Raw genomic sequence first — 26365 nt, 5'->3', positions numbered from 1 at the left:
CCTGTGCGGCTTGTTTGTTTGGGCGATAGCTAGAGCTTGCTGGCAATGCCTAGCGCGGAATCGCGGCAAAACGCATGCGTGATTCTATGATACCCGTTTTGCGGGCCAGGCCGCGCGCGTCGCGATGCTGATCGTAATAACGCGGATTGGGGATCATGGCCGCCAGTTTAGCCGCCTGATGGCTGCTGAGATTGGCGGCGCTGGTCTTGTAATAATGCCGCGCCGCAGCCTCGGCACCGAACACACCATTGCCCCATTCAATGACATTAAGATAAATCTCAAAAATGCGGCGCTTGCTCATCATGCGCTCCAGCATCCAGGTGATGGCAGCCTCTTCCAGCTTGCGCCAGGGGGTGCGTTTGGTGGACAAAAACAGATTCTTCGCCAATTGTTGTGAAATGGTCGAGCCTCCGGCCACAATGCGGCCTTTTTGCCAGTTCTTCTCGTAGGCTTTTTGTATGCCGTCCCAGTCAAAGCCTTCGTGGTCTATAAACTTGCCATCCTCAGAGGCCACCACGGCGCGTTTGAGATTGCTGGAGATTTTGCGGTATTCCACCCATTGATGCTGCAACTTGGCATTAGGCTTGGTTTGCTCCAGCGTAGAGAGGCTGTTGCGCATAAAGGCCGTGCTGTCCGGGTTGTGATCTACCCACCAGCAGATATGCAGAAAAATCCAAAGCTGATAAACCGTCACCAGCACCAGCAACAGCAGCAACAGTTGCAATATCACTCTGCGCATCATGCTGCGCGCATCGCTTGCATAACAGGTGCAGTCTCAGGTCGTACTCCACGCCAGATAAAGAAGGCTTCGGCCGCCTGCTCTACCAACATGCCCAGCCCATCGGCAATCAGGCTGGCAGATTCCTGCCGCGCATAGTGCATGAAAGGCGTTTCACGCCCATACATCATGTCGTAAGCCAGGGCATGATCCGCAAATAAATCTGGCGGCAAGGGTAAGGCCTCATTGCTGAGACCACTGGAGGTGGCATTGATGACAATGTCGTACTGCTTGCCAGCAAGATCAGCAAAGCTACACGCCTCAAGCTCCACCGTATTATTGGCTTGGGCATTGGGCTTGGCCCTGCTGACCATGGCAACCGCTTTGTCTAAAGTACGATTAGCGATATGCACACACGTGGGCTGGGTTTGCAATATCGGCCCCAACACTCCTTCCGATGCACCACCCGCACCAAGCAACAGCACGCGCTTGCCCTGCAAGGGCAGATTGAGGTTGTGCAGAATATCGCGTACCAGCCCTGCCCCATCGGTGTTATCGCCAACGATACCTTGTGCGCTAAAACTGAGCGTATTCACAGCGCCCGCTTTTAGTGCACGCTCGCTGAGCTGATCCGCACATTCATAAGCATCAAACTTGAAGGGCACGGTGACATTCACCCCTTGATAGCCCTGATCAATCAACTCACGCACGGTACTGGCAAAGCCATCCAGAGGTGCAAGCACGCGGCCATATTCCAGGGCTTGATTGGTCTGCTGCGCAAATGCAGCATGGATAAGCGGAGATTTGCTGTGCGCTACCGGGTTGCCTATGACGGCGTATTTATCCATCTTGATTCATTCACTACGAGTTAGAGGCAAAACCTCAAAGTCAGCCAGCATGCTACAAGCTAGTTTATTTTGAACCTGCTGCTGAAAAACGCTCAGCCATTGCTCACTGTTTAAGCATTGGTCCAGGGTAGGCCAGCGGCTTTCCAGCCATTGATCTGGCCACGCTGCTTGGTGTCTACAGTCGATTCGCCCTCAAAGCCTTCAAGCACGTTATACGCCTCTGCATACCCAGCCTGGCTCGCCAGCACCGCCGCATTGTGCGAACGTCCGCCAGTACGGCAGAGAAACATGACCAAAACTTCATGATCCACCTGCTTATCCAGCTGGGCCAGAAAGTCGGGGTTGGCCACCATCCCGGGATAAAACGCCCATTCGATATGGGTGGCATTGGGCACCCGGCCTACCAGTTCAAGTTCCGCACGCGTGCGTACATCCACCAATTGCGCAGCTGGTGCCAGGGTCAAGACTTGCTGAGCTTCTTGCGGGGTCAATGCTCCGGCATAGGGCAAGCCATGTTGCTCCGCACGCTGTCTTGCGTTTTGTAAAATTGTGCTTAAGGATTCCATGACCATTTCCTTGTTGGCGTAAGTAAGGGAGTATAGCGCCAAAACTAGTACAAGTTCATGCAGGGCAACGCCTGTCGGTCATGCACCAAAGCTAACGCACCAACACTGTGCACAATAATGACACAACGCATCATTTCGGTGCATTGCGAGGGAGTTCTCTTTTATAACCTTATGTGTGAAAATGAGAATCTGCATTTTTTCAATGGCACAGTTCATGCTTCACTGTTGTGTCAAGCATAGTGCTTTAACAACCTTCTTAATTCAAAAAGAGCTAGGAGAATCAAATGGCGGTGGCCGACGTATTAAAATTGGTTAAGGAAAATGACATCAAGTTTGTCGATTTTCGCTTCACCGACACCAAGGGCAAGGAACAGCACGTAACCGTGCCTGTGTCCCACTTCGACGAAGACAAATTCACTGAAGGCCACGCTTTCGATGGTTCCTCCATTGCTGGCTGGAAGGGCATTCAGGCTTCCGACATGCAATTGATGCCTGATCCGGACACTGCCAACATCGATCCATTCATGGACGAGCCTACTCTGATCCTCACCTGTGACGTGATTGATCCTACCGATGGCAAGGGTTACGACCGTTGCCCACGTAGCGTAGCCAAGCGTGCTGAAGCCTACTTGAAGTCCAGTGGTATCGGCGATACCGCTTTCTTCGGCCCAGAACCAGAATTCTTCATTTTCGACTCCATCAACTGGAACGTCGATATGAGCGGCAGCTCGGTCAAGATCAACTCCGAAGAAGGTGCTTGGGCTTCCGGCGAGAAGTTTGAAGGTGGCAATACTGGTCACCGTCCAGGCGTTAAGGGTGGTTATTTCCCCGTTCCTCCTGTTGATTCCCTGCACGACATCCGCTCCGCCATGGTAATTGCCCTGGAAGAACTGGGCGTACCTGTTGAAGTACATCACCACGAAGTGGCAACTGCTGGTCAATGTGAAATCGGCACCAAGTTCAGCACCCTGGTACAGCGCGCTGACTGGACTCAATTGCTCAAGTATGTGGTACTGAACACTGCACACGCTTACGGCAAGACTGCTACTTTCATGCCTAAGCCCATGTTTGGTGACAATGGTTCCGGCATGCACGTGCACCAGTCTGTATGGAAAGATGGCAAGAACCTGTTCGCAGGCAATGGCTATGCAGGCCTGAGCGATTTCGCTCTGTACTACATCGGCGGCATCATCAAGCACGCACGCGCACTGAACGCCATCACCAACCCAGGCACCAACTCCTACAAGCGTCTGGTACCTGGTTTTGAGGCTCCAGTGAAGCTGGCTTACTCCGCCAAGAACCGCTCTGCCTCCATCCGCGTTCCTTTCGTTCACTCCGATAAGGCTCGCCGTATTGAGGCTCGCTTCCCTGATCCTACTGCCAACCCATACCTGGCATTCAGCGCACTGCTGATGGCAGGCCTGGACGGCGTGCAGAACAAGATTCATCCTGGCGAGCCAGCCACCAAGGATCTTTACCATCTACCACCAGAAGAAGATGCAGCCATCCCAACCGTGGCCTCTTCCCTGGAACAAGCACTGGAAGCTTTGGACAAGGACCGCGAGTTCCTGACCCGTGGCGGTGTGTTCTCCGAAGACTGGATCAACAGCTACATTGACTTGAAGATGGAAGAAGTCACCAAGCTGCGCCAGACACCACACCCAATCGAGTTCAGCATGTACTACAGCATTTAATTGCGACTCTGATCAAAAAAAGCGGGGCAACCCGCTTTTTTTACGTCTGTATTTCCCCTGTTACCCAAGCCTGACCTGGCATTGCCTGCAACTGGCTTCTGCCTTAAACTGAATCACATGAAGAACATGTCGCCATCACTCCTCCATTCATCCTTGCTCACCCTATTTGGCTGTATCAGTCTTGTGAGCTTAAGCCTGGTGAATATGAGTGCCCATGCCGAGATTTACAAAAGCGTTGATGAAAATGGACATGTCACCTACTCCAACGTACCCAGCAAGGGAGCAAGCAAGCTGGAGCTTGATCCAGCACCACCTGCCAGCCCTGCTGCCAAACCCAAGGCCCAGCCTACGCCTAGCAACTTTCCCAAGGTAGACGGACAAACGCAGAAAAAGCGTGATGACCAGCGCAAAAAAATTCTTCAAGAAGAACTGGAAGCCGAGCAAGCCGCCCTTACCGAAGCCAAGCAGGCTTATGCCGAGGGTGAATCCAAGCCCGAGGTATATCGCGGGGCTGGCGGCAAGACCTTTCGCAATGTGGTGAAATTCGAGGAAAAAATGCAGCGTTTGCAGGCCGATGTGGATGCGCACGAGCGGAATGTACAGCTTTTGCAAAAGGAATTGGACGCTTTTAAATAAGCGCATCCCAGCTGGCCTGGCTTTTGCTTAACATGAGCCATGGAACATACAATCCCCCCTTCATTTGCTGGGCTTGAACATTTAGCCACGGCAGTTATCCTGCTCGATCATTCACGTCATGTCGTTTATGCCAACCCAGGCGCTGAAGTGCTGTTTGCCATCAGTGCCAAGCAGATTGCTGGCTTGCCCATTTCGCAGGTTTTTCCTGGCTGTGAAATTCTTGATCTCGCTGTGGAACATGCCATCAAGCATCACAGCCCCTTCCGTGAACATGAGTTTCCGATTACCACGCTGCGCCAACAGTCATTTGCGGTGACTTGTACGGTAACGCCGGTTGAACTGACTCCAGCCTGCCTGGTACTGGAATTCCAGCATATGGATCAGCAATTACGCATTGCGCGTGAAGAACGCATGCTGATTCAACAGCAAGCCAATGCCGAACTGCTGCGTAACCTGGCTCATGAAATCCGTAACCCACTGGGCGGCTTGCGCGGCGCAGCGCAATTGCTCGAACATGAATTGCCACAGGTGAGCCTGCGTGAATATACCCAGGTCATCATCAAGGAAGCAGACCGCCTACAGTTATTGATGGATAGGTTGCTGGTACCGCACCGCGTACCCAAATACGAACCCACCAATATTCATGAGGTGCTAGAGCGTGTACGCAGCCTGCTATTGGCAGAATCGCCACGCGGTATCAACATACGCCGCGACTATGACACCAGCTTGCCTGAGCTGATAGGCGACCGCGAAAAGCTCATTCAAGCGGTGCTCAATATCGCCAGAAACGCCGTGCAAGCCATGCAGAACAACCCCGGCAATGCCAGCCCTGAAATTGTCTTGCGCACGCGTGCTGCGCGCCAGGTAACGCTGGCCAAGCAACGCTATCGCGTGGCAATCAAACTACAGATCATAGATAACGGCCCTGGGATCACCCCAGAAATCCGCGAACGTATCTTCTACCCCCTGGTTTCTGGCCGCGAAGGCGGCACGGGCCTGGGGCTAACGCTGGCGCAAACTTTTATCACCCAGCACCACGGCATGATTGAGTGCGAAAGCGAACCAGGCAAGACTTGTTTCACCATACTGCTGCCAATCGAGAGTACTGCCATGAAGGCGTATATACCGCGGCAGTAAATTAATCAGTATCCCCCCTCAATAATAAAAGACGACACAGGTAACCATCATGAAACCGATCTGGATCATAGACGACGATAAATCGATACGCTGGGTGTTTGAAAAAGCTCTGGCCCGTACCGACATGGATTTCAAGACCTTTGCCTCGGTACCTGAAGCCTGAATGCTCTTGCTAGAGAGGAGCCACAAGTTGTTGTCAGCGATATCCGCATGCCGAATGGCTCTGGCCTGGATTTTCTGCAAGAGATCAAGCAACGCCACCCGGATATCCCTGTCATTATCATGACAGCGTATTCCGACCTGGAAAGCGCTGTAGCGGCCTTCCAGGCGGTGCTTTTGAATACCTGGCCAAGCCTTTCGATGTGGATCAGGCCATAGAAATTATCCGTCGTGCCGTTGAGGAAAGCATGCGGCAGGCGACTGAAATTGTGGCCCAGGAAGAAACGCCTGAGATCATAGGCCAAGCACCTGCCATGCAAGAGGTGTTTCGTGCCATAGGCCGTCTAAGCCGCTCTCACTCTACGGTATTGATTAATGGTGAGTCCGGCACCGGCAAGGAACTGGTTGCCAGCGCCCTGCATAGACACAGCCCACGCGTGGATAAGCCTTTTATCGCCATCAATACAGCAGCGATACCTAAAGACCTGCTGGAGTCCGAGCTATTCGGTCATGAACGTGGCGCATTTACTGGCGCACAAGCGCCAGGCGCGGCCGTTTTGAGCAGGCTGATGGTGGCACCCTGTTCCTCGATGAAATTGGCGATATGCCTTCAGACCTGCAGACACGCCTGCTGCGCGTATTGTGCGACGGTCAGTTCTATCGCGTAGGCGGTCATCAACCCGTCAAAGTCAATGTACGCATCATCGCCGCCACGCATCAGGATCTAGAAGAACGCGTCAAGCTGGGGCTGTTCCGTGAAGACTTGTTCCACAGACTCAACGTCATCCGCCTGCGCCTGCCACCACTACGCGAACGCCGCGAGGATATTCCCTTACTGGTGAAGCATTTCTTGCAGCACAGCGCGCGCGAACTAGGCGTAGAAGCCAAGCAACCTTCTGCTGCGGCCTTACGCTACCTCAGCACACTAACCTGGAGTGGCAACGTGCGCCAACTGGAGAACGTCTGCCATTGGCTCACAGTGATGGCTCCAGGGCAGAATATCGATGTGGCTGACCTGCCGCCAGAACTCAAGGAAGACGCTGCCAAACCTTCTGGCGCCACCTCCTGGCAGGAGGCCTTAGGCTCGGAAGTCACCGATGCATTGAATCGTGGCGAACATGAGATACTCGAAATCCGCACCCAGGAGTTTGAGCGTATCCTGATTACCAAGGCCTTGCAGCATACTGGTGGCCGCCGTATAGAAGCTGCCACGCAGTTAGGCATGGGGCGTAACACCCTGACGCGCAAGATACAGGAACTGGGTATAGACGAGTAGCACTGAAAGCCCTTGTTGAAATAAAAATGCCGGGACATCCCGGCATTTTTATTGGCTGTTGCCTAGCTTAACCGACAATAAAAAACGGCACCCTGAGGTGCCGTTTTTACGATTGCTTTCTAAGCTAAATCTTGCGATTTAAATCCTAGAAGAACAGAATCGCGCCCAGGCTGATTGTCTTAGCCTTGCCATCTACGTTAGCTGCTGGACCATTTGCTTCAACCTTTTGGTTGGAGTATTCAGCAACCAAGTTCAGGCTCTTGGTCAGAGGGTGGTAAGCACCAACGATCCAGGACTTGTTCTCGAAGTCAACACCAGGGTTAACGGCTGCACCGTTGCTGTTGTCAGACTTGGAGATACCGTAGGACAGGCCCAGCTTGGTACCAACGCCTGGCAGCTTGTATGTACCTTGTACATAGCCACCCTTGTCGTCGGACTTGTTGCCACCCAGGAATTGCAGACCGCCCAGTTGTTGGCCAGTTTGCAGGTCAAGACCGCGACCATCGTAGTAGTAACCAACCAGACCGAAGTCAGCAATGTTCAACTTAGCACCAACATCGTAACCGCTGGAGGTGTAGTCACCAGTTGTAGCGTTGTTATGCTTTTGGTTGATGTAACCAAGCCAAACCTTACCGGAAACGTCACCAGTCCACTCGTAGCTAACCTTACCATCAAAGCCCAGACGGGTCTTTTCGTCAGCACCGATGTTGTCCAGTTGGTTACGCAGGCCTTCACGAGCAGCTACAGCGAAGCTGAAACCGTTCCAGTTAGGGGAAGCGTATTGAATTTGACCGATCCAGTCAGCGTATACATAACCGGAACCGATACGACCCAGTGTCGAGTTACCAGGACCGCCTGCACCAACACCAACGCCCAACAGGGTCATGTCGGAGAGGATAGCGTCAGAACCGAACAGACCGAGGTCACGACCAGCCTTGATAGTACCCCAGGAAGCATCACCAAAGGTCAAGTAAGCTTGACGAATGTTGATGGAGTTACCATCACCAGCACGGCTAGCGCCACCGTTCAGTGGAGTTGCGCCAGTTGTACCGAAACCGCTTTCGCTGTTAGCGCCAACGAAGAATGTGAACTGGAAAGCAATGTCCAGGTCGTTTTGACGTGTCTTACCGCCGATACCCAGTGCGGAAGGCAACAGACCTGTAGAAACGGAATTCTTGCGGCCGATACCATCAAAAGCATCACCGGAGAACTTGGTGTTTGTGTAGTAAGTATTAACGTTACCACCGATATCAATCGTCCAGTCACCTGCTGGAATGATGATAGCTGCGTTTGCAGCGGAAGCACCGAAAGCCAATACTGCGCCGGCAACTGCCAAGCCTAGTTTCTTGTTCATGTATATCTCCTAATGCGTTTTAGTGTGCTCTCGCGCAGTTTGTATCAACCACTTCGAGAGTATTTCGCGGACTTCTATTGAAAGAAGTTAGGGGCAGTATGCCAAAGGCTGTTTGACCACTGCAAGCAAAGATGTGGTTTTTTAATGCTGAGGCGGAAAATGTGTTGCAAATCTGCAACAGAATGTAAATATCGCTTTAACTGGCAAAGCAAATATATTGCTTTGCCATAGGCTTAGACGCGGATGCTAAAGTTCGCGCTCAGATATTGAGAACAGGCGTTGATGCTCACGGATGGCGTATCTATCCGTCATGCCAGCGATATAGTCGGCAATAGCGCGTGGCTGATTGCCGCCAGCGGGGCGCTGGTAGTCGCTAGGCAACAAGCTGGATCGCTGTGAAATGCAGCAAACAAGTCATTGATAATTCGCTTGGCCTTGGAGGTCATGCGGTTTACGCGGTAATGCCGATAAAGATTGATGCGCAGGAAACGTTTGAGCTCTTGCTGTTGCTGTTCTATGGCCGGACTGAAGGCTATCAAGGCTGGCAGGTTGCGCACTTCTTCCAGACTTTGCGGGGCATGCTCAGCAATATTGCGCTGGCTTTGCTCGCACAGGTCAGTCACCAGCACATGAATCATGCGTCGCACGGTTTCGTGGATCAGACGCCGACCGCTCACATCAGGGTATTGCAGCCTGACCTTGGCCAGTTGCTCGGCAAACATCTGCACCTCGGCCAGTTGCTCCATGCTGAGCAAGCCTGAGCGCAAGCCGTCATCGACATCATGATTGTTATAGGCAATTTCGTCTGCCAGATTGGCGACCTGGGCTTCGAGTGAAGGTTGTTGCTTATTAAGAAAGCGCTCGCCAAGTTCACCCAGCAGGCGGGCGTTGGGTAAGGAACAATGCTTGAGCACACCTTCGCGCACTTCATAACTCAGATTGAGCCCGTCAAAGGCAGCGTAACGCTGTTCCAGATGATCTACTACCCGTAGCGATTGCAGATTGTGTTCAAAACCACCATGCTCGCGCATGCATTCATTGAGCGCATCCTGCCCGGCATGACCAAAAGGTGTATGGCCGAGATCATGCGCCAGCGCCACGCCTTCTATGAGGTCTTCATGCAATCTCAGGTTGCGCGCGATCGCTCTGCCTATCTGCGCCACTTCTAGGCTATGCGTCAACCGGGTGCGGAATAAATCACCTTCGTGATTGATAAACACCTGAGTCTTGTATTCCAGTCGGCGAAAAGCACCCGAGTGAATAATGCGGTCTCTATCACGCTGAAAGTGATTGCGCGTGGCAGGAGGTGACTCGGGGTGCAAACGGCCGCGCGTGCGCGCGGGGTCTGCTGCATAAGGCGCTAACTCGTTCATGCGGCGATAGCAAGGTCTCTTTCAGCAGGGCAGGGTCATATTCGCTACTGACCACGGACTGACCTATGCCTTGTTGCAAGACCAGGCGGATATGACCATCCACGACTTTTTTGTCCAAACCCATGAGGTCAAGATAGCGATCAACGCCTAAAGCCGGGGCATCCACAGGGAGTTTTGCTGCCTTGAAGATGGCCAGCATACGCTCAATATCCACCGCGCTAAGCCAGCCCAAGCGACGAGATAAATCCGCCGCCAGCATGGTGCCTGCCGCAACCGCCTCACCATGCAGCCAGACGCCATAGCCCATGGCATTTTCAATGGCATGACCAAAGGTGTGGCCCAGATTGAGCAAAGCCCGTTCACCAGACTCACGCTCATCACGGCCCACCACTTCTGCCTTGTTTTCACAGGAGCGATAAATGGCGTAGCTCATGGCCGCGGTTTCCAGCGCCAGCAATTGCGGCATATTGATTTCCTGCCAGTCAAAGAAGGCGCGATCACGGATCAGGCCATATTTAATGACTTCGGCCAGCCCGGCGGAAAGTTCACGTTGGGGCAATGTAGACAAAGTATCAATATCGGCCAGCACCACTTGCGGCTGGTAAAACGCGCCTATCATATTCTTGCCCAGCGGGTGGTTAATCCCGGTCTTGCCACCCACTGAAGAATCCACCTGTGACAACAAGGTGGTCGGTACTTGAATGAAAGGCACACCACGTAGGAAGGTAGCGGCAGCATAGCCCGCCAGGTCTCCTATTACGCCGCCACCGAGTGCGATGACTGTGGTATTACGTTCGCAGCGGTTTTCCAGCAAGGCATCGTAGATCAGATTAAGCGTGGCTGAATTTTTATAAGCTTCACCATCGGGCAAGATGATGGGGATCACGCTGACGCCAGCTTCTTTAAGTGGCGCAGCAATTTTTTCCAGATACAAGGGTGCCACAGTGGTGTTGGTGACTATCGCCACCTGCTTGCGCTTGAGGTGGGGCAGGATCAATTCCGGCTTGCTCAACAGGCCGCGTCCAATATGAATGGGGTAGGAACGTTCAGCCAGGTCTACATGTAAAGTCTGCATAGCGTTATAAGGATTCCAGTTTCTGCTCAATTTGATGCACGATGGCGCTGACCGGTTGACCACCGGTATCTACAATAATGTTGGCCACATCGCGATAAAGCGGGTCGCGCTGGGCAAACAATTGCTCCAGCTTTTTGCGCGGGTTTTCATTCTGCAACAGCGGGCGGTTCTTGTCATTGCGCGTACGCAGCCAAAGCTCATGTACATTCGCGCGCAGGTAGATCACCGTGCCATTATCCTTGAGATGTTGGCGATTTTCCGGCAATAACACCGCACCGCCACCTGTGGCCAGCACTAGGTCCTGCATCTGGCTCAGCTCTTCTATCACCGCTGCTTCGCGCTTGCGGAAACCGTCCTCTTTTTCCAGCTCGAAGATGACAGGAATGCTCACCCCGGTACGGCGCTCCACCTCATGATCGGTATCGTAAAAAGTCTTGTTCAGATGCTTGGCTATGATGCGGCCTATGGTGGTCTTGCCCGCGCCCATCAAGCCAACGAAGAAAATATTTGCTGCCATAAAAAATGCCCGCGATTCGCATAGCGGGCATTTTAAGTGAATCTCGCTTTGCTGTCAGATATGCCTAGCGCACTGAGAGATTTTCATCCATGACCTTAGGTGTAATGAAGATCAGCAACTCGGTCTTGTCATTCTGCTTGATACGACGTTTGAAAACATTACCAATGAAGGGCAGGTCACCGAAGAATGGCACCTTATCCACATCATTACGTTCCGTTTGCTCGTAAATACCGCCCAGCACCGCAGTTTCGCCGTTGGACACCAGCACTTGCGTCTGCACGCGCTGGGTATCAATCGAAGGTACATTGGCAAACACCTGACCAACGCGGTCTTTCTTCACTTCCAGATCCATGATGATTTTCTCATCTGGCGTGATCTGTGGCGTGACTTCCAGGCTCAGTGAGGCGTTCTTGAATTGAACCGCTGTCGCACCACTGCTGGTCGCTTGCTGGAACGGAATCTGTGTACCCTGCTCGATAATGGCTTTCTGCTGGTTGGCAGTAGTCACACGCGGGCTGGAGACGATCTTGCCGCGCTGATCGGTTTCCAAAGCAGACAATTCAAGATTCAGCAGGAAGCCTGCAGGCAGGCGGAACAAGCTGAAAGCAAAGTTACCAAAGGCATTGGCTACCGGCAGGTTGACGTTAAGATCCTGCGCACCATCGGCACTCACCCCTACGCCTACAGTGCCCGGTATCGAGGTAGTGGCCAAGGTAGACGAACCCACACGATTGGCAATGGTTTCAGTGATCGTACCTGTGGTGGGATCTATGGTGCGCTGGGTGATGGTATTACCCAGGGTACCACTGGAGCCGTAGCGCGTATCGCCACTGGTTTGCTGCTTCTGCACACCAAAACGCGCACCCAGGCTGCGACCAAATTTTTCATCCGCAATCACCAGGCGTGATTCAATCATCACCTGTTTCACCGGAATATCAATCTTGTTGATGATGTTCTGGATTTCTTCCAGGTGCTTGACGGTATCCTGAATAAATACGGTATTGGTACGCACATCCACTACTGCACTGCCACGTTTGGATAAGATCTTCTGCTTGGCATCGCTGATGATGTTTCTGAACACTTCAGCTTTTTGATAGCGCAGTGTGAATACCTCGGTACGCATAGGTTCCAGGTCTTCGATCTGCGCACTAGCCTCCAGCATGAGTTTTTCCTTGGCCGCCACTTCATCAGTTGGCGCCACCCAGATCACATTGCCGGTCTTGCGCTGGGTCAGACCCTTGCTCGACATGATGATGTCCAATGCCTGATCCCAAGGCACATCTTTCAGACGCAAGGTCAGGTTGCCCGTCACCGTGTCACTGGTGACAATATTAAGGCCAGTAAAATCAGCGATTACCTGCAGCACCGATCTCACATCAATATTCTGGAAATTCAGCGACAGCTTCTCGCCAGCATAGCCGGGCTTGGAACCCTGCACCAATTTATTCGGGTCTTCCTGCACCGGGCGTATATCAATGATGAAGCGCTTGTCCGCCTGATAGGCCGACTGCTCCCACATGCCTTGCGGTTCAATAATCATGCGGGTGTTGTTGCCCTGCTTGATAGTATCGACATAGAGCACAGGCGTATTGAAATTCACCACATTCAGGCGACGCTGCAACTTGCTGGGCAAATCGGTATTGATGAAATCCACCACCACGGTTTTGCCTTGTTGCCGGATATCAATACCCGCAGTCGGGTCAGACAAATCGACCATGATGCGGCCTTCGCCATTCTTGCCGCGTACAAAATCAATATTATTCAGGGTGTGCAGCTTCTCACCTGCCTTGGCTTCGGCGAAACGGGAAACAATGGTGGCACCAGCGCCAGTCGCACTGGTCTCCCCTGCTTGCAGAATAATGGTGGTTTCGCGACCCTGAGTCGTTGCGTTGTAAGCCACCATTTTGGAGAGATTGAGCACCAGGCGAGTTTTATCCCTGGCTTGCGCCACGTTGACACCCTTGAGCACGCCTTGACCCGCTTGTAAGCTATTTTTACCCAAGCCATTACCTACTGCAGGGAAATCCAGTGCAATCCGGGAAGGATTATTTAATGTAAAGCCAGCAGGCGGATTAGTCAGTGCTGCAGTAGTCTGAATCTGAATCGCCACCCGCCCACCTGACATGGCAACAAAATCCAGCTTTTCAATTTTGTTGGCAAATTCACCCGGCCTATTAGCATCTGCGGCTGGCTCCTCGGCATATGCAATACCTAGTGAACCTATGCCCGCCATGGCCGTTACCAGCATGACAAGACTTGCAGCCTGTTTGATGATCTTCATATTTTTTACCTTTATTCCTGCAATTCAATGCTGGAAGTCCGCTCTGTCCAGTCACCCGTCAATTCATCCTGGATGATTTCCTTGAGCGTCAATCCCGTCTCGGTAATGCTGGTGACAATCCCAAAGTTTTCACCCATATAACTGCCCAACTTCACTTGCTGCACCATATTGTCCGGGGTCTGTATCAAGGCGTAGCGCAGCTTTTCTTTGGAAAGTGAACCGACAAATTTCAGACTTTCCAGCGGGAAAGCCTCCAAAGGTTCGCGCGGACGATTCATATTCGGTTGCAGGCTACTGCTGCGAGCATTAACTATTTTCTTTGGCCTGAAGGGGTCACCGAGCAAACCATCCTCGTTATAAGTCGCTGCCACATAGGGCAAAACTTCAGGCAAAGGCTCAATCCGTGCTTGCATATCATTGCCCGCATCGCGAATGAATTGATCCAGATCATCGCCCTGCTCATTACTGCAAGCGACCAGCAGCAAAGCCAACGAGACAAGTACAGCGCCACCCCAACGGCTGGGCATGGAATTAAAGCTAGGCTTCAAGTTCAAGATACTCATTGCTTGGCCGCCTTCTTCTCTGCCTGCTTCTTGCTGGCAATTTCATTGGCATCCAGATAACGATAGGTACGCGCCACAGCTTCAATCACCAGGCGACCATCCTTACTGTCTTTGCCTGGCGAGCTGATGACAATGTCATTGAGAGTAACAATACGCGGCAGGCGGGCAATATCTCCGGCAAAAGCCCCCAGGTCGTGATAATTGCCAGTGACTTTGATCGAGATGGGCATTTCGGCGTAGAAATCTGCAATCACCTCCTGGCCAGGCTTGAACAGTTCAAACTCCAGACCGCGCTCCAAGCCCACCTGATTGATGTCAGTGAGCAAGCCATCCATCTGCGATCTATCCGGCAGCTGCTTTACCAATGCGCCAAAAGTGCGTTCAATCTCCACCATCTGTTGTTTATAGGCTTCAAGATTGATGGCCTGGCGCTTCTTGCTGAGGAAAGTATCGCGTAACTCGGTTTCCTTGGCGCGTGCCTGATCCAGTTCTTCCATGGCCGGGCTCCAGAAAAACCAGTAACCTGCAAACACCAACATGGCCAATATCACCGCCAGCATGCCAGCCTTGACCGGCAAAGGCAGACTACCCGCGTTGTTAAAATCAATATTATTGAGTTCTTGCAGGTTCACTATGGCCTGCCTTTCTTGCCTGCCGGGATGTCATCCTCGGGCGGGGTTGGTGCCTTGAGTTGTACCGACAGCGTGAAATTGTTCTGCTTGACGCCATTGGTATTAACCGTCTTGATTTCAAGCAAATTGGGCGCCTGCAACCAATCCGATCCCGACAAATTGCGTACCAGCGTAGCCACACGGGCATTGGTATCCGCCACCCCTTCGAGCAAGATGCCGCTGCCTTGCTGCTTGAGTGCACGCAAATACATACCCTCTGGCATCTGGCGTGAAATTTCATCTAGCATCATCACCGACTGGCTACGATTGACTTGCAGGTTTTCAACAATCTGCTTGCGTTCCAGCACATTGCGGATCTGATTACGCAATTCCTTGATCTCGCTAATCTGCTTTTCCAGATTGGCACTGGCAGCTTCCAGGCGGGCATTACGCTCTTGCTGCGCACTGAGCTTGCTGTCGAGTATGGTGGTGCCTAGAAACACGATGGCCGCACCTGCCACCGCAGTCAGGGCTAACATCAGATTGAACTGACGCTGGCGCTCCGCCCGGCGTATCTGCCGATGCGGTAATAAGTTGATTCTGACCATCTTAGTCGAACCTCCTCAAGGCCAGCCCACAGGCAATCATGAGCGCAGGGGCATCTGCAGCAATCTGTAATTGCTTGAGTCTGGGGTTGACCGACATCTGGGTGAAGGGATTAGCGACGATGGTATTGACCTGGGTCTTCTCCTGCACCAGCGCAGCAGCACTTGGGATTGCCGCACAACCTCCGGCTAGCAGGATGTGATCTACCTTATTGTATTGCGTAGAATTTGTAAAGAATTGCAGACTGCGCGCCACTTCCTGAACCAGACTCTGCAAGAAGGGCTGCAAAATTTCACTTTCGTAACTTTCAGGCAAACCGCCATTACGCTTGGCAATCTCGGCCTCTTCCACCGTCACGCCAAACCGCCGCTGAATTTCCTGAGTGAGGTGACCACCGCCAAAGGATTGCTCGCGGCTATGTACCATTTGCCCCTCATGGAACACATGTACATGGGTCATGACCGCGCCTATGTCCACCATCATGACCGTCTGCCCCTTGCCCGCCTTGGGCAATTCGGTCACTGCCAGCGCAAAGGCGGCTTCCGTCGCGTATGACTCTACATCCATGATCAAGACCTTAAGCCCTGCGCCCTCGGCCGCAGCCACTCTGTCTTCTATTTTTTCCTTGCGCGAGGCGGCAATCAGCACCTCGACTTCTTCAGGATTATTGCCGGAGGGCCCCAGCTCCTGAAAATCCAGATTGACTTCATCCAGCGAAAACGGGATGTATTGATTGGCCTCGGTTTCCACTTGGAATTCCATATCGGATTCCCGCATCCCCGCAGGCATGATGACTTTTTTGGTAATGACCGCAGTAGCAGGCAGGGCCAGCACCACGCGCTTTTCGCGTGTGGCCAGCAGCTTCCAGGCGCGCTTGACCGCATCAGCCACCAGATCAAGGCCGACAATATTGCCGTCCACCACTGCATCCTTGGCGATGGGTGCAATGGCGTAGCTTGAAGGTGATAAGCCCCCTTGGTCCCCTGTGTGAGCTCAACCATCTTGACCGCGCTGGAACTGATGTCCACACCGATCAAAGGTGGTGTACGCTCAGAAAAGAAGTCGAATTTCAAACGAAATTCCCTTTCTAATGCGGTTATTTACGAACACTTCTAATAATTTACTTTAGATGCTAGCAACAAGTCTTGGTTAAGTCAAAGTAGATTAATCATTTTTAAAAACCGCGCATGCAACTTATAATATCGATCGTCTGTTACCAAATACTGAACCCAAATCAATGCTCCCGAAAAAATGGTGGCAGTTCCTCATCCTGGCTGGCCTGATTCTTGGATTGGTGACAACTGCTCTAGTCGGCCTCGCGGCCACCCTGATTTATCCTGAACTCCCCTCGCTAGAAGCCCTCACCGATTACAAACCCAAGGTGCCAATGCGCGTCTATTCTGAAGACGGGCACTTGATCGGGGAATTTGGCGAGGAACGCCGCGCGTTCATCACCATAGAAAATACGCCCAAGTCACTCAAGCAAGCCATTCTGGCGGCTGAGGATGAACGCTTCTATCAGCATGGCGGTGTTGATACTCTGGGCATACTGCGTGCCGCGATCTCCAACGTCACTCACGGCAGCTTCAAGGAGGGTGCTTCCACCATCACCATGCAGGTGGCGCGCAACTTCTTCCTTTCCAGCGAAAAAACTGCCACACGCAAACTCAGTGAAGCCTTGCTTTCGATCAAGATTGAACACAACCTGAGCAAAGATCAGATACTGGAGCTGTATATCAACCAGATTTACCTAGGTCAGCGCTCGTATGGTTTCGCTGCAGCGTCCCAGGTTTATTACGGCAAACCGTTGGATCAACTCAGCATAGGCGAAGTGGCCATGCTGGCAGGCCTGCCCAAAGCCCCTTCGCGCTTCAACCCGCTGGCCAACCCCAAACGTGCTGAAGCCCGTCAGCATTATGTGTTGCGTCGCATGAAGGAGCTGCGCTACATCGATGCCAAGCAATATGAAGCAGCACTGAAAGAGCCACACCGCTACCGCAAATCCCGCACCCAGCGCGATCTCTCGGCTGATTACGTTGCCGAGATCGTGCGCCAGGCCATGTATGAGCGCTACAAGGACGAGATCTACTCCAGCGGCCTCAAGGTCTACACCACCATACGCAAGAGCAATCAGGAAGCCGCCAACCGCGCGGTATTGCAAGGCATCATTGATTACGACCGCAGACATGGCTATCGCGGGCCGGAAAGAACCGTCAGCACAGGTGCGAGCGACTGGATAGAAAACGCTTTGGCCGACAGTGAAACCTTCCAGGGCATGGTGCCCGCGGTAGTGACAGCGGCTAACGCCAAGTCGGTTAGTGCTTATATCAAGGATGGCAGCAACATCACGATTAGTGGCGATGGCCTCAGCTTTGTGCAAAAAGCCCTGGCAGAAAAAGATGCCAGCAAGCGCACGCTCAAGCCCGGCGCTGTGATCCGTGTACTGCACCAAGCGGATAAATGGCATATCGTGCAACTGCCACAAGTGGAGTCTGGCTTGGTGGCGGTTGACCCACAAAACGGCGCAGTGCGTGCACTGGTTGGCGGTTTTGACTTCAACCGCAACAAGTTCAACCATGTGACCCAGGCCTGGCGTCAACCTGGCTCCAGCTTCAAGCCTTTTATTTACTCGGCCTCACTGGAAAAAGGCTTTACTCCGGCCAGCATGATAGAAGATGAACCCATCTCCATCTCGGCGCGTGAAACTGGCAGCGGTAGCGCTGGGAGCCCAAGAACTACGACCGCAAGTACGAAGGCCCGATGCGCATGCGTACCGCGCTCACCAAGTCCAAGAACATGGTTTCCATCCGTATTCTGGAAGGCATAGGCGTTAACTACGCCCAGGACTACATCACACGCTTTGGCTTCTCGCCCAAGGATCACCCACCCTATCTGGCCATGGCTCTGGGTTCAGGCTCGGTCACCGCCTGGCAGATGGCGGGTGCGTATTCCGTATTTGCCAATGGGGGTTACCGCGTCAAGCCATACATTATCGCCAAGATTGTCGACAGCCGCGGCAAGACCCTGGAGCAATCCAAGCCGCAACTGGCGGGAGAAGGTGCCCCGCGCGTGATTGATGGTCGCAATGCCTTCATCATGACGTCCATGCTGCAGGATGTGGTGCGTATAGGTACAGCCACCAAGCTAAACAACTGGGTCGCGCCGATCTGGCAGGCAAGACAGGCACCACCAACAATCAGATCGATGCCTGGTTTGCAGGCTTCAACCCCAAGCAGGTGGCCATAGCCTGGATGGGCTACGACAAGCCTAAATCCCTGGGTGGCCTGGAAACTGGCGGTAAAGCCGCCTTGCCGATCTGGATAGACTATATGAGCTCTGCGCTGCAAGGCGTGCCGGACAATGCTCTGGAAGTACCGACTGGTGTGTCGGCCATCCGCATAGACCCGACAACTGGCTTGCGCGCCAAAGATGATCACGACGGTGTCACGGAGTACTTCTACCATGAGTTCCCACCACCTGAGCCTGAAGAATCTTCGTTCTCGCTGATCCCTGGCTTCTTGTTCCCTGGCCATGGTTCGTCCACGCCGACAGAAAAGCAGGACACAGCGCCGCAGCGCCCAGATCAGTTGTTCTAGTGGCTGCACCATGTGCGCGACAGTGAACCTTGTGGCTTGCTGTCGCTCTCAACAGCAAGCAGCACCGCAAGATTGATATGCATTGGTAATGAGGAGGCGTTTGCCATGGCAAAAGACAGCAGCAATCGCCACCAGTTGCGCCAACTGATTGCGCAACAGGCAGCCCGCCTCATGGCGGATGAAGGCATCTCGGATTACGCCTACGCCAAGCGCAAGGCAGGCAGACAGCTTGGCGTCACGGACAGTCAGTCCATGCCCGCCAATAGCGAGATTGAAGATGAAATCCGCATCTACAACGAAATCTACAACAGCGACGAACAACCCGAAGCCCTGCTGCAATTACGCAAGGATGCCTTGTTGGTGATGGAACTGCTGGCGCGCTTCAACCCCCACCTGACCGGGGCAGTCCTGGATGGCACGGCAGGCAAATATGCCGAAACCCATTTGCATTTATTTGCTGACAGCCTCAAGGAAGTGGAGATTTTTCTGCTCAACCAGCAAGTGCCTTACAGCAGTGACGAGAAATCCTATCGCGTCAGCGAACGTCGCGGTAACGACCGCCTGAAAGTCCCGGTATTAACACTGGAAGGGCCGCATGGCTGATACGCCTGAGCGTGTTTGAAGTAGATGGCATGCGCGTGCCCACCAAAAGCCCGGTAGGTGGGCATAACGCGCAGCGCGTCAACGCCGAAGCCTTGCAGGCACTCATCAACGCCAGCGAGGCTTAGGCTGACGGTTTAAGCCAGCGGGCAATATCCATGGCGTAGTATGTCAGGATGCCATCCGCACCCGCGCGTTTGAAACCTAGCATGGCTTCCAGCACGACCGCCCGTTCATCCAGCCAGCCATTTTGCACCGCCGCCTTGATCATGGCGTACTCGCCACTGACATGATAGGCATAGGTAGGCACGCCAAACTCCTGCTTCACGCGCCGCACAATATCCAGATAAGGCATGCCGGGCTTGACCATCACCATATCCGCGCCTTCTTCCAAATCCAGCGCGACTTCACGCAAGGCCTCGTCAGAATTGGCGGGATCCATCTGGTAATTGTACTTATTGCTCTTGCCCAAATTGGCAGAAGAACCTACCGCATCGCGGAATGGCCCGTAGAAGGCAGAAGCATATTTGGCGGAATAGGCTAGTATGCGCGTGTAGATATAGCCAGCTTGCTCCAGCGCATCGCGAATCGCGCCTATGCGGCCATCCATCATGTCTGAAGGTGCTACCACATCAGCACCAGCTTCAGCATGGCATAGCGCCTGCTTCACCAGAATGGCGACGGTTTCGTCATTCAACACATAGCCAGTGTCATCAATCACACCATCCTGACCATGTACGGTATAAGGGTCCAAAGCCACATCGGTAATGATGCCTAGCTCGGGGTAGGCCGCCTTGAGCGCCCTCACTGCGCGCGGCACCAGACCCTGCGGGTTCCAGGCTTCTTCTGCCTGCAAGCTCTTGTATTCCTGGCTTACCACCGGGAATAGCGCCAGCGCCGGAATACCCAGCGCCACACATTCGCCAGCGGTATTCAGCAACAGGTCGATACTCTGTCTCCGCACGCCAGGCATGGAGCTGACTTCTTCTTCACGGCCTTCATCTTCCAGCACAAACACCGGGTAAATCAGGTCATTGCTGGTGAGCACATGTTCTTGCATTAAGCGGCGCGAAAAAGCATCGCGGCGCATGCGGCGTGGACGGATGGCGAGTAACTGTCGGCTATCTTGATTCATGATGATTCATCTCAGGCAAACACTTGGGACAGGGCCAGGCCAGGGTCAGGCTGGCGCATAAAGGCCTCGCCCACCAGGAAGGTATGCACCGCATTGCTGCGCATCAATGCCACATCTTCTGCGGTGAAAATACCAGACTCGGTGACGATGATCTTGCCTGCCGGAATGCGCGACAATAGACCCAGCGTGGTGTCCAGCGTCACCTCAAAGGTACGCAGGTTACGGTTGTTAATGCCCAGCAGCGGTGTTTGCAATTGCAGGGCCAGTTCCAACTCTTCCGCGTTATGCACCTCCACTAGCACCCCCATGCCTAGCTCATGCGCCAGGGCTTCAAGTTGCTGCATGGTTTCCAGACTCAAGGCTGCGGCGATCAGCAAGATGCAGTCTGCGCCCATGGCGCGGGCTTCATAGACTTGATAGGCATCTATCATGAAATCCTTGCGCAGCACCGGGATATCACAAGCCGCACGTGCTGCCTGCAAATAGGCTGCACTGCCCTGGAAAAACTGCTCATCGGTCAATACCGAGAGACAGGCGGCCCCATGCTGGGCATAACTAGCGGCAATTTCAGCAGGGCGAAAATCTGCACGTATCACGCCTTTGGATGGGCTGGCTTTCTTGATCTCGGCAATGACCGCGGCCTTACCTGCGGCGATTTTATCCTGCAGGGCTTTGACGAAGCCCCGTGGCTGGGGCTGGGCACGCGCTGCGGCCTGCACTTCAGCCAGTGAGCGCACGGCTTTGGCCGCGGCAATCTCTGTGCGTTTAACTTCAAGTATCTTGTCGAGAATATCGGACATTGCTGTTGAGTCACCTAGTGTTGCCCGACCATGGTCTGGGCCGGACTTGATTAATGAGTAATTGAGGCTGATGAATTAAGGCTATTGCATCAAAGCTGCCTGAATAAATTTACGCGCAGAGTAATACGCTATTGATAGCTGCTGCCTTTGTAACGCAGCCACCCCGCTTTATGTTGACCGCGTGGGTCATGATGCGTCCAGTGCACCACCCCACCCTTGGCATTCCATTCATAGATGCCACTGAAAGCCACTTCGTCACCAGACTGCAACCCTGCCAGTCTGGGCGCAAGGTCAATATTATGCGCCAGCAACAATGTCATGTCCTGATCCAGACGTAAGATAAAACGCTGGTGCCTGGAGCCATCATTGTCATCGGGCAACACCTTGATTACGCGCCCCTGGCCCTGCACTGCCACGCCACTTTCACGCGCGCGAAAAGCCTGCAATATTCTGTCATGATCAGCATCGCGCGTATGCTCATGCTCTGCTGGCGCTGTCGTCAGCGCAGATACATCTGCCGCTATCGCTGCGCCGACGAGAAATGCCAGACGGTGTAAGTCAGCGCAATGGCGATGACCAGCAACAAGCGCATCATGCTTGCTGACTCAAGCGCCTCAATAGCTCCAGCTTGGCCAGTGCCGCTCCGCTATCCAGAGAGTTTGCAGCCTGGGCAATCCCCGCAGGCAGATTGGCTACCAGGCCAGATACATAAATCGCCGCACCCGCGTTAAGCAGCACAATATCGCGTGCCGGGCCAGGCTCACCCGCCAGCACCGAGAGCAGAATTTCACTGGATTGCTGGGCATTCTCTACCCGTATGCTATCTATATCGTGCAACACCATGCCGAACTGGCGTGGGTTGAGGGTGTATTCACGGACTGCGCCATCCTTGAGCTCAGCCACATAGGTATCGGCGGCAAAGGAAATTTCATCCATCTCATCGGCACTGTGCACCACCATGACATGCTCGCTACCCAATTGCTTGAGCGTATGCGCAAGCAAGCTCACCAAATCACGGTGGAACACACCCATGACTTGACGCTTGGCCCCTGCCGGGTTGGTCATGGGGCCCAATAGATTGAACATGGTGCGTACACCCAGCTCGCGCCGGACCGGAGCGGCATATTTCATGGCACTGTGGTGGTTGGGCGCAAACATAAAGCCTATGCCTGCTTCATTGACGCAGCGGGCTACTTGCTCTGGTGTCAACGCAATATTGACACCCAAAGCCTCCAGCACATCGGCAGAACCACTCTTGGACGAAGCCGCGCGGCCGCCATGTTTGGCGATACGTGCGCCAGCGCCTGCGGCAACAAAGGCAGAGGCCGTGGATACATTAAACGCCTTGTTGGCGGCACCACCAGTACCACAGGTATCAATCAAATGGCGGTTATCGGCTATCTCAACTTTACTGGATAGCTCGCGCATCACCTGCGCCGCGGCTGCAATCTCGGTCACGGTTTCACCCTTGACGCGCAAGCCCGCGAGGAAACCCGCAATCTGAATGGCGGTAAACTCGCCACCCATGATCTGCTGCATCACGGCCAGCATTTCCTCATGCGTGAAATCCTCATGATCGATGAGTTTCTGCAGAGCGATTTTAGGGCTGATACTCATCAATAAGCTTTCAGGAAGTTATTCAGCAACTCATGGCCGTACTGGGTCAAGATGGACTCAGGGTGGAACTGCACCCCTTCCACCGCCAGGGTCTTGTGGCGCACGCCCATGATCTCGCCATCTTCAGTCCAGGCGGTAATTTCCAGGCAATCAGGGATGCTTTCGCGCTCTATCACCAGCGAGTGGTAACGCGTGGCGATATAAGGGTTGGGCAGGCCCTGGAACACGCCCTTATCGGCATGGTGTATCTCTGAAGTCTTGCCGTGCATCAATTGCTTGGCATGCACAATCTTGCCGCCAAAGGCCTGGCCTATGCTCTGGTGACCCAGGCACACGCCGAGAATGGGAATCTTGCCCGCAAACTCATGGATCAAGGGCACGGAAATCCCGGCTTCATTCGGTGTACAGGGGCCGGGAGAAATGACGATATGGCGCGGCTTGAGCGCGGCCACCGTGGCCAGGTCTATCTCGTCATTGCGGTGCACCTGCACGTCCTGACCCAGTTCACCCAGATATTGCACCAGGTTATAGGTAAAGGAATCGTAGTTATCTAGCATCAGCAACATAGTGTTTTCCTTGTCTGTTTCCTGCACTTGCTTAGCGCTGCATCCCTCAAGAATGGGGATGCAAGCTCATAATAAAAAGTCGTGATCCTTGAGCAATCGCTCGAATTCATCAATTTGCAGCGGCTTGGAGAACAAATAGCCCTGGAAGAAGCGGCAACCGTAACTCTGCAATAGCTGGAACTGCGCCTCGGTTTCCACCCCTTCGGCAATCACCTTGAGTCCCAGGGTATTACTCATCGCCAATATGGCCTGCACAATCGCAGCATCACTGGCATCCTCGGCAATATCGCGCACAAAGGAGCGGTCTATCTTCACCTGCGTCAGCGGCAGGCGCTTGAGATAAGCCAGCGAGGAGTAACCAGTGCCGAAATCATCCATGGAGAAGCGCACACCTAGTTCACGCAGCGCATTCATCTTGGCCACTGCATCGGCCAGATTATCCAGCACCACGCTTTCGGTCAGCTCCAACTTGAGCAGGCTGGGATCAGCCCCGTGGTCTGCAATATCTTCAGCACTTCATCAACAAAATCACTGTGGCGGAACTGGCGTGCACTGACGTTGACTGCCAACTGCATGCTGTCCAAACCCGGCCTGCCTTCCCAGGATTTCAATTGCAAGCAGGCGTTGTAAAGCACCCAGCGCCCTATAGAGACAATCAGTCCGCTATCTTCAGCAATTGAGACAAACTCCTTGGGAGACAACAGACCATGTTCAGGGTGCTGCCAGCGTAACAACACTTCGGCGCCAAATACCCGGCGCTCATCATCCACCTGTACCTGACAGTACAAGCGCAACTGCTCTTGCACCAAGGCCAGACGTAACTGCAATTCCATATCCACGCGCTTTTCCAGCGCCGCCTGCATGGCCGGGTCAAAGAAGCGCAAGGTGTTGCGCCCAGCGGCCTTGGCTTCATACATGGCAGTATCAGAACGCTTGAGCAGTTCATCTATGCTGACGAAGTTACCATTGAACAGCACGATACCTATGCTGGAAGAGTTATGGTGCTCAATCTCGCCCAACTGATAGGTTGATTCACAGTTTCCAGCACCTTCTGCGCTACCAGCTTGGTCTGCGCCAGGGCCTGCTCCAGATTCAAGCTCATGTCTTCCAGCACAATGACAAATTCGTCACCGCCCAGACGCGCCACGGTATCTTCATTGCGCACACACTGGCGCAAGCGTTTGGACACTTCCACCAGCAACAGGTCACCCACATCATGCCCGCGCGAATCATTCAGCGCTTTGAAGTCATCCAGGTCTATAAACAGCACCGCGCCGTGTTTTTCGTGGCGCACACTGGCGGCGATAGCCTGGTTTAGCCTATCCATCAACAAGCGTCGATTCGGCAGGCCAGTCAAGGCATCAAAGAACGCCAGATTGCGTATTTCGCTTTCTACCTTGCGCCGCTCGGTTAAGTCGCGGAAGAAACCAGTCAGCAGCGGTAGGCCTTGCTCCTTGAGCGAGGTAATCGTCAGCTCAACGGGGAACTCTGTGCCATCGGCACGCAACGCCTGAATCTCCAGGCGGCGGTTGAGAATATCGGTGCTGCCAGTCTGCAAATACTTGTGATGCCCACGTATATGCGCCTCGCGCATATTGGGTGGAATCAAGGTCTCAACCAAGAGCTTACCCAGCACTTCTTCACGCTTGTAGCCAAACATGCGCTCAGCCGCATGGTTGAATTCCACCAGCTTACCTTGATCATCAATGCTGACTATGCCGTCCTGCGCATGGTCAACCACGGCCCTGAGCTTGTTCTCACTGTTACGCAAGGCTTTTTCGGTCAACTCACGCGAGGCCTGCAAGGCCGTGATGAGCAGAGATACCAAGGACAGTGTGCTGATAAATACCCACAAGGCCCAGCTAGATTGCTCGCCCTGTTCACCAACGCTCAACAGGGCAACCAAGGAAAGCAGCAAGACCATGATGGCAGAGCCAATCACGCCCAGGCGCATGGCAAGCACCACCACAAACGGCAGCACAAAGAAGGCCAGCACGATGTATTGCTCGGCATATCCAGGCACAAACTGGAATATCGCCACTTCCATGGCAGTGACCAGCAGTGCCAACAGCAGGTAACGCTTGCGCTCTAGCCAGAGCTGGCTCAAGGCCTTGAGGGATATATTCAGCAGCAAGGGCAACAGCAGTAGCACATCGACCACATTGGCAATCCAGAACTGCAGCACAAAGTTTTCCAAGGCATGCTGCGGAATCAGCTGGGCATAAAACAGCATGGCGGCGGCCCCACTGGCAGCGGCAAACATGCCCACTGCCACGCCAAACACCATCAGTGGAATATCGCGTATACGTTGTAGCGCAGGCTGCATGCCCAGCACGCGTAAGATCCAGGCGCTGAGCAGCGGAGCCACGGTGTGGACAAAGGCGAGAATAATGATGGCAGGCAGGCTGAGACCGCCCTGCTGCAAGATAGGCAAGCCTGCAAGCAAGGCACCCAGCAGAATGCCTGGCCAATAATGCATGCCCCAGCGCATCAAGGCTGCTACGGCAATGCCTGATGGTAGCCAGACCAGGCTCAAGGACGGCATCAATACAGGCAACAGACTACCCAGCATGCCAACAGCGCAATAGCCTAAAGCCAGAATAAGAAGCCGGAACCATAACCGGCTGTTTGCTGCCG

Annotated in this window: 19 protein-coding genes and 5 pseudogenes; 6 read left to right on the top strand and 18 right to left on the bottom strand. The window is 53.6% G+C overall.

The window, feature by feature from the left end; genetic code table 11:
• Window positions 1-49: 49 nt before the first annotated feature.
• From mtgA to JCM2850_RS04380, 3 genes are all read right to left on the bottom strand, one after another.
• The gene (gene mtgA, locus JCM2850_RS04390) at window positions 50-742 is read right to left on the bottom strand and encodes a monofunctional biosynthetic peptidoglycan transglycosylase (RefSeq protein WP_025870026.1); all 693 of its coding nucleotides are present in this window, start codon (window positions 740-742) and stop codon (window positions 50-52) included.
• Window positions 739-1566 (bottom strand): shikimate dehydrogenase, encoded by an 828-nt coding sequence (gene aroE / locus JCM2850_RS04385; protein ID WP_025870025.1) that lies wholly within the window; start codon window positions 1564-1566, stop codon window positions 739-741. Before aroE ends, mtgA begins: the two co-directional genes overlap by 4 nt.
• 110 nt (window positions 1567-1676) lie before the next feature.
• Window positions 1677-2132, bottom strand: coding sequence for a rhodanese-like domain-containing protein (locus tag JCM2850_RS04380; protein WP_025870023.1), 456 nt, complete (start codon window positions 2130-2132; stop codon window positions 1677-1679).
• Between the two features lie 284 nt (window positions 2133-2416).
• Here JCM2850_RS04380 and glnA point away from each other — a divergent pair, with 284 nt between their 5' ends.
• From glnA to ntrC, 4 genes and pseudogenes are all read left to right on the top strand, one after another.
• On the top strand, window positions 2417-3826 hold the full coding sequence (gene glnA / locus JCM2850_RS04375; protein ID WP_025870021.1) for a type I glutamate--ammonia ligase: 1410 nt from the start codon (window positions 2417-2419) through the stop codon (window positions 3824-3826).
• Window positions 3827-3952: 126 nt separating this feature from the next.
• Window positions 3953-4462 carry a DUF4124 domain-containing protein gene (locus JCM2850_RS04370; protein ID WP_051525261.1) on the top strand — a complete coding sequence of 170 codons (510 nt, stop codon included), beginning with the start codon at window positions 3953-3955 and terminating at the stop codon, window positions 4460-4462.
• Between the two features lie 39 nt (window positions 4463-4501).
• Complete coding sequence (gene glnL / locus JCM2850_RS04365) at window positions 4502-5599, top strand: nitrogen regulation protein NR(II) (RefSeq protein ID WP_025870018.1); 1098 nt, start codon at window positions 4502-4504, stop codon at window positions 5597-5599.
• 49 nt (window positions 5600-5648) lie between these two features.
• A pseudogene (gene ntrC, locus JCM2850_RS17050) lies at window positions 5649-7034 on the top strand (nitrogen regulation protein NR(I)).
• Window positions 7035-7179: 145 nt separating this feature from the next.
• On the opposite strand, the gene JCM2850_RS04355 reads toward ntrC, so the two are convergent.
• The 9 genes and pseudogenes from JCM2850_RS04355 to JCM2850_RS17040 form a co-directional block, all read right to left on the bottom strand.
• Window positions 7180-8388, bottom strand: a complete 1209-nt coding sequence (locus tag JCM2850_RS04355) for a porin (protein ID WP_025870017.1) — start codon at window positions 8386-8388, stop codon at window positions 7180-7182.
• Window positions 8389-8634: 246 nt separating this feature from the next.
• A pseudogene (locus JCM2850_RS17045) lies at window positions 8635-9761 on the bottom strand (deoxyguanosinetriphosphate triphosphohydrolase).
• The gene (aroB, locus tag JCM2850_RS04345) at window positions 9664-10836 is read right to left on the bottom strand and encodes a 3-dehydroquinate synthase (RefSeq protein ID WP_025870015.1); all 1173 of its coding nucleotides are present in this window, start codon (window positions 10834-10836) and stop codon (window positions 9664-9666) included. Before aroB ends, JCM2850_RS17045 begins: the two are co-directional and overlap by 98 nt.
• Window positions 10837-10840: 4 nt before the next feature.
• Window positions 10841-11353, bottom strand: a complete 513-nt coding sequence (locus JCM2850_RS04340; protein WP_025870013.1) for a shikimate kinase — start codon at window positions 11351-11353, stop codon at window positions 10841-10843.
• 64 nt (window positions 11354-11417) lie between these two features.
• A complete protein-coding gene (locus JCM2850_RS04335; protein WP_051525292.1) occupies window positions 11418-13601 on the bottom strand; it encodes a type IV pilus secretin PilQ in 2184 nt (727 codons plus the stop codon).
• Between the two features lie 44 nt (window positions 13602-13645).
• Window positions 13646-14161, bottom strand: a complete 516-nt coding sequence (locus JCM2850_RS04330; protein WP_025870010.1) for a pilus assembly protein PilP — start codon at window positions 14159-14161, stop codon at window positions 13646-13648.
• A 32-nt stretch (window positions 14162-14193) separates the two neighbouring features.
• Window positions 14194-14829, bottom strand: a complete 636-nt coding sequence (locus JCM2850_RS04325) for a type IV pilus inner membrane component PilO (RefSeq protein ID WP_025870008.1) — start codon at window positions 14827-14829, stop codon at window positions 14194-14196.
• The gene (locus JCM2850_RS04320; RefSeq protein ID WP_025870006.1) at window positions 14829-15416 is read right to left on the bottom strand and encodes a PilN domain-containing protein; all 588 of its coding nucleotides are present in this window, start codon (window positions 15414-15416) and stop codon (window positions 14829-14831) included. The genes JCM2850_RS04325 and JCM2850_RS04320 overlap by 1 nt, the downstream gene beginning before the upstream one ends.
• A 1-nt stretch (window position 15417) precedes the next feature.
• A pseudogene (locus JCM2850_RS17040) lies at window positions 15418-16487 on the bottom strand (pilus assembly protein PilM).
• Window positions 16488-16651: 164 nt separating this feature from the next.
• Here JCM2850_RS17040 and JCM2850_RS17035 point away from each other — a divergent pair.
• Both JCM2850_RS17035 and JCM2850_RS17030 read left to right on the top strand, forming a co-directional pair.
• Window positions 16652-19010: pseudogene (locus JCM2850_RS17035) on the top strand (penicillin-binding protein 1A).
• A 105-nt stretch (window positions 19011-19115) separates the two neighbouring features.
• The gene (locus JCM2850_RS17030; protein ID WP_369384823.1) at window positions 19116-19613 is read left to right on the top strand and encodes a hypothetical protein; all 498 of its coding nucleotides are present in this window, start codon (window positions 19116-19118) and stop codon (window positions 19611-19613) included.
• Window positions 19614-19734: 121 nt separating this feature from the next.
• Here JCM2850_RS17030 and hemB read toward each other — a convergent pair whose 3' ends face one another.
• The 6 genes and pseudogenes from hemB to JCM2850_RS23320 all read right to left on the bottom strand — a co-directional run bounded on the left by hemB (window position 19735) and on the right by JCM2850_RS23320 (window position 26346).
• Entirely contained in the window at window positions 19735-20745 is a 1011-nt protein-coding gene (gene hemB, locus JCM2850_RS04300) for a porphobilinogen synthase (protein ID WP_025870004.1), read from the bottom strand.
• A gap of 11 nt (window positions 20746-20756) precedes the next feature.
• The gene (trpC, locus tag JCM2850_RS04295) at window positions 20757-21545 is read right to left on the bottom strand and encodes an indole-3-glycerol phosphate synthase TrpC (protein WP_025870003.1); all 789 of its coding nucleotides are present in this window, start codon (window positions 21543-21545) and stop codon (window positions 20757-20759) included.
• A gap of 128 nt (window positions 21546-21673) precedes the next feature.
• Window positions 21674-21991 (bottom strand): DUF3465 domain-containing protein, encoded by a 318-nt coding sequence (locus tag JCM2850_RS04290; RefSeq protein ID WP_025870001.1) that lies wholly within the window; start codon window positions 21989-21991, stop codon window positions 21674-21676.
• 145 nt (window positions 21992-22136) lie between these two features.
• Window positions 22137-23162 carry an anthranilate phosphoribosyltransferase gene (gene trpD, locus JCM2850_RS04285; RefSeq protein ID WP_025869999.1) on the bottom strand — a complete coding sequence of 342 codons (1026 nt, stop codon included), beginning with the start codon at window positions 23160-23162 and terminating at the stop codon, window positions 22137-22139.
• Complete coding sequence (locus tag JCM2850_RS04280; RefSeq protein WP_025869997.1) at window positions 23162-23728, bottom strand: anthranilate synthase component II; 567 nt, start codon at window positions 23726-23728, stop codon at window positions 23162-23164. Before JCM2850_RS04280 ends, trpD begins: the two co-directional genes overlap by 1 nt.
• A gap of 66 nt (window positions 23729-23794) precedes the next feature.
• Window positions 23795-26346: pseudogene (locus JCM2850_RS23320) on the bottom strand (putative bifunctional diguanylate cyclase/phosphodiesterase).
• Between the last annotated feature and the right edge of the window lie 19 nt (window positions 26347-26365).

The sequence above is a fragment of the Methylobacillus glycogenes JCM 2850 genome, assembly GCF_000617925.1.
In the GTDB taxonomy this organism is placed as follows: Bacteria; Pseudomonadota; Gammaproteobacteria; order Burkholderiales; family Methylophilaceae; genus Methylobacillus; species Methylobacillus glycogenes.
Note: the sequence above shows the minus strand (reverse complement) of the source record. Positions and strands in the feature narration are given on the sequence as shown.

Coding starts and splice junctions, on each gene's coding strand:
- aroE (WP_025870025.1), bottom strand. CDS start 1,566: ATGGATAAATACGCCGTCATAGGCAACCCGGTAGCGCACAGCAAATCT.
- glnA (WP_025870021.1), top strand. CDS start 2,417: ATGGCGGTGGCCGACGTATTAAAATTGGTTAAGGAAAATGACATCAAG.
- JCM2850_RS04330 (WP_025870010.1), bottom strand. CDS start 14,161: ATGCCCAGCCGTTGGGGTGGCGCTGTACTTGTCTCGTTGGCTTTGCTG.
- trpC (WP_025870003.1), bottom strand. CDS start 21,545: ATGTCCGATATTCTCGACAAGATACTTGAAGTTAAACGCACAGAGATT.
- JCM2850_RS04340 (WP_025870013.1), bottom strand. CDS start 11,353: ATGGCAGCAAATATTTTCTTCGTTGGCTTGATGGGCGCGGGCAAGACC.
- JCM2850_RS17030 (WP_369384823.1), top strand. CDS start 19,116: ATGGCAAAAGACAGCAGCAATCGCCACCAGTTGCGCCAACTGATTGCG.
- glnL (WP_025870018.1), top strand. CDS start 4,502: ATGGAACATACAATCCCCCCTTCATTTGCTGGGCTTGAACATTTAGCC.
- JCM2850_RS04370 (WP_051525261.1), top strand. CDS start 3,953: ATGTCGCCATCACTCCTCCATTCATCCTTGCTCACCCTATTTGGCTGT.
- hemB (WP_025870004.1), bottom strand. CDS start 20,745: ATGAATCAAGATAGCCGACAGTTACTCGCCATCCGTCCACGCCGCATG.
- JCM2850_RS04380 (WP_025870023.1), bottom strand. CDS start 2,132: ATGGAATCCTTAAGCACAATTTTACAAAACGCAAGACAGCGTGCGGAG.
- aroB (WP_025870015.1), bottom strand. CDS start 10,836: ATGCAGACTTTACATGTAGACCTGGCTGAACGTTCCTACCCCATTCAT.
- trpD (WP_025869999.1), bottom strand. CDS start 23,162: ATGAGTATCAGCCCTAAAATCGCTCTGCAGAAACTCATCGATCATGAG.
- JCM2850_RS04355 (WP_025870017.1), bottom strand. CDS start 8,388: ATGAACAAGAAACTAGGCTTGGCAGTTGCCGGCGCAGTATTGGCTTTC.
- JCM2850_RS04320 (WP_025870006.1), bottom strand. CDS start 15,416: ATGGTCAGAATCAACTTATTACCGCATCGGCAGATACGCCGGGCGGAG.
- mtgA (WP_025870026.1), bottom strand. CDS start 742: ATGATGCGCAGAGTGATATTGCAACTGTTGCTGCTGTTGCTGGTGCTG.
- JCM2850_RS04280 (WP_025869997.1), bottom strand. CDS start 23,728: ATGTTGCTGATGCTAGATAACTACGATTCCTTTACCTATAACCTGGTG.
- JCM2850_RS04335 (WP_051525292.1), bottom strand. CDS start 13,601: ATGCTGGTAACGGCCATGGCGGGCATAGGTTCACTAGGTATTGCATAT.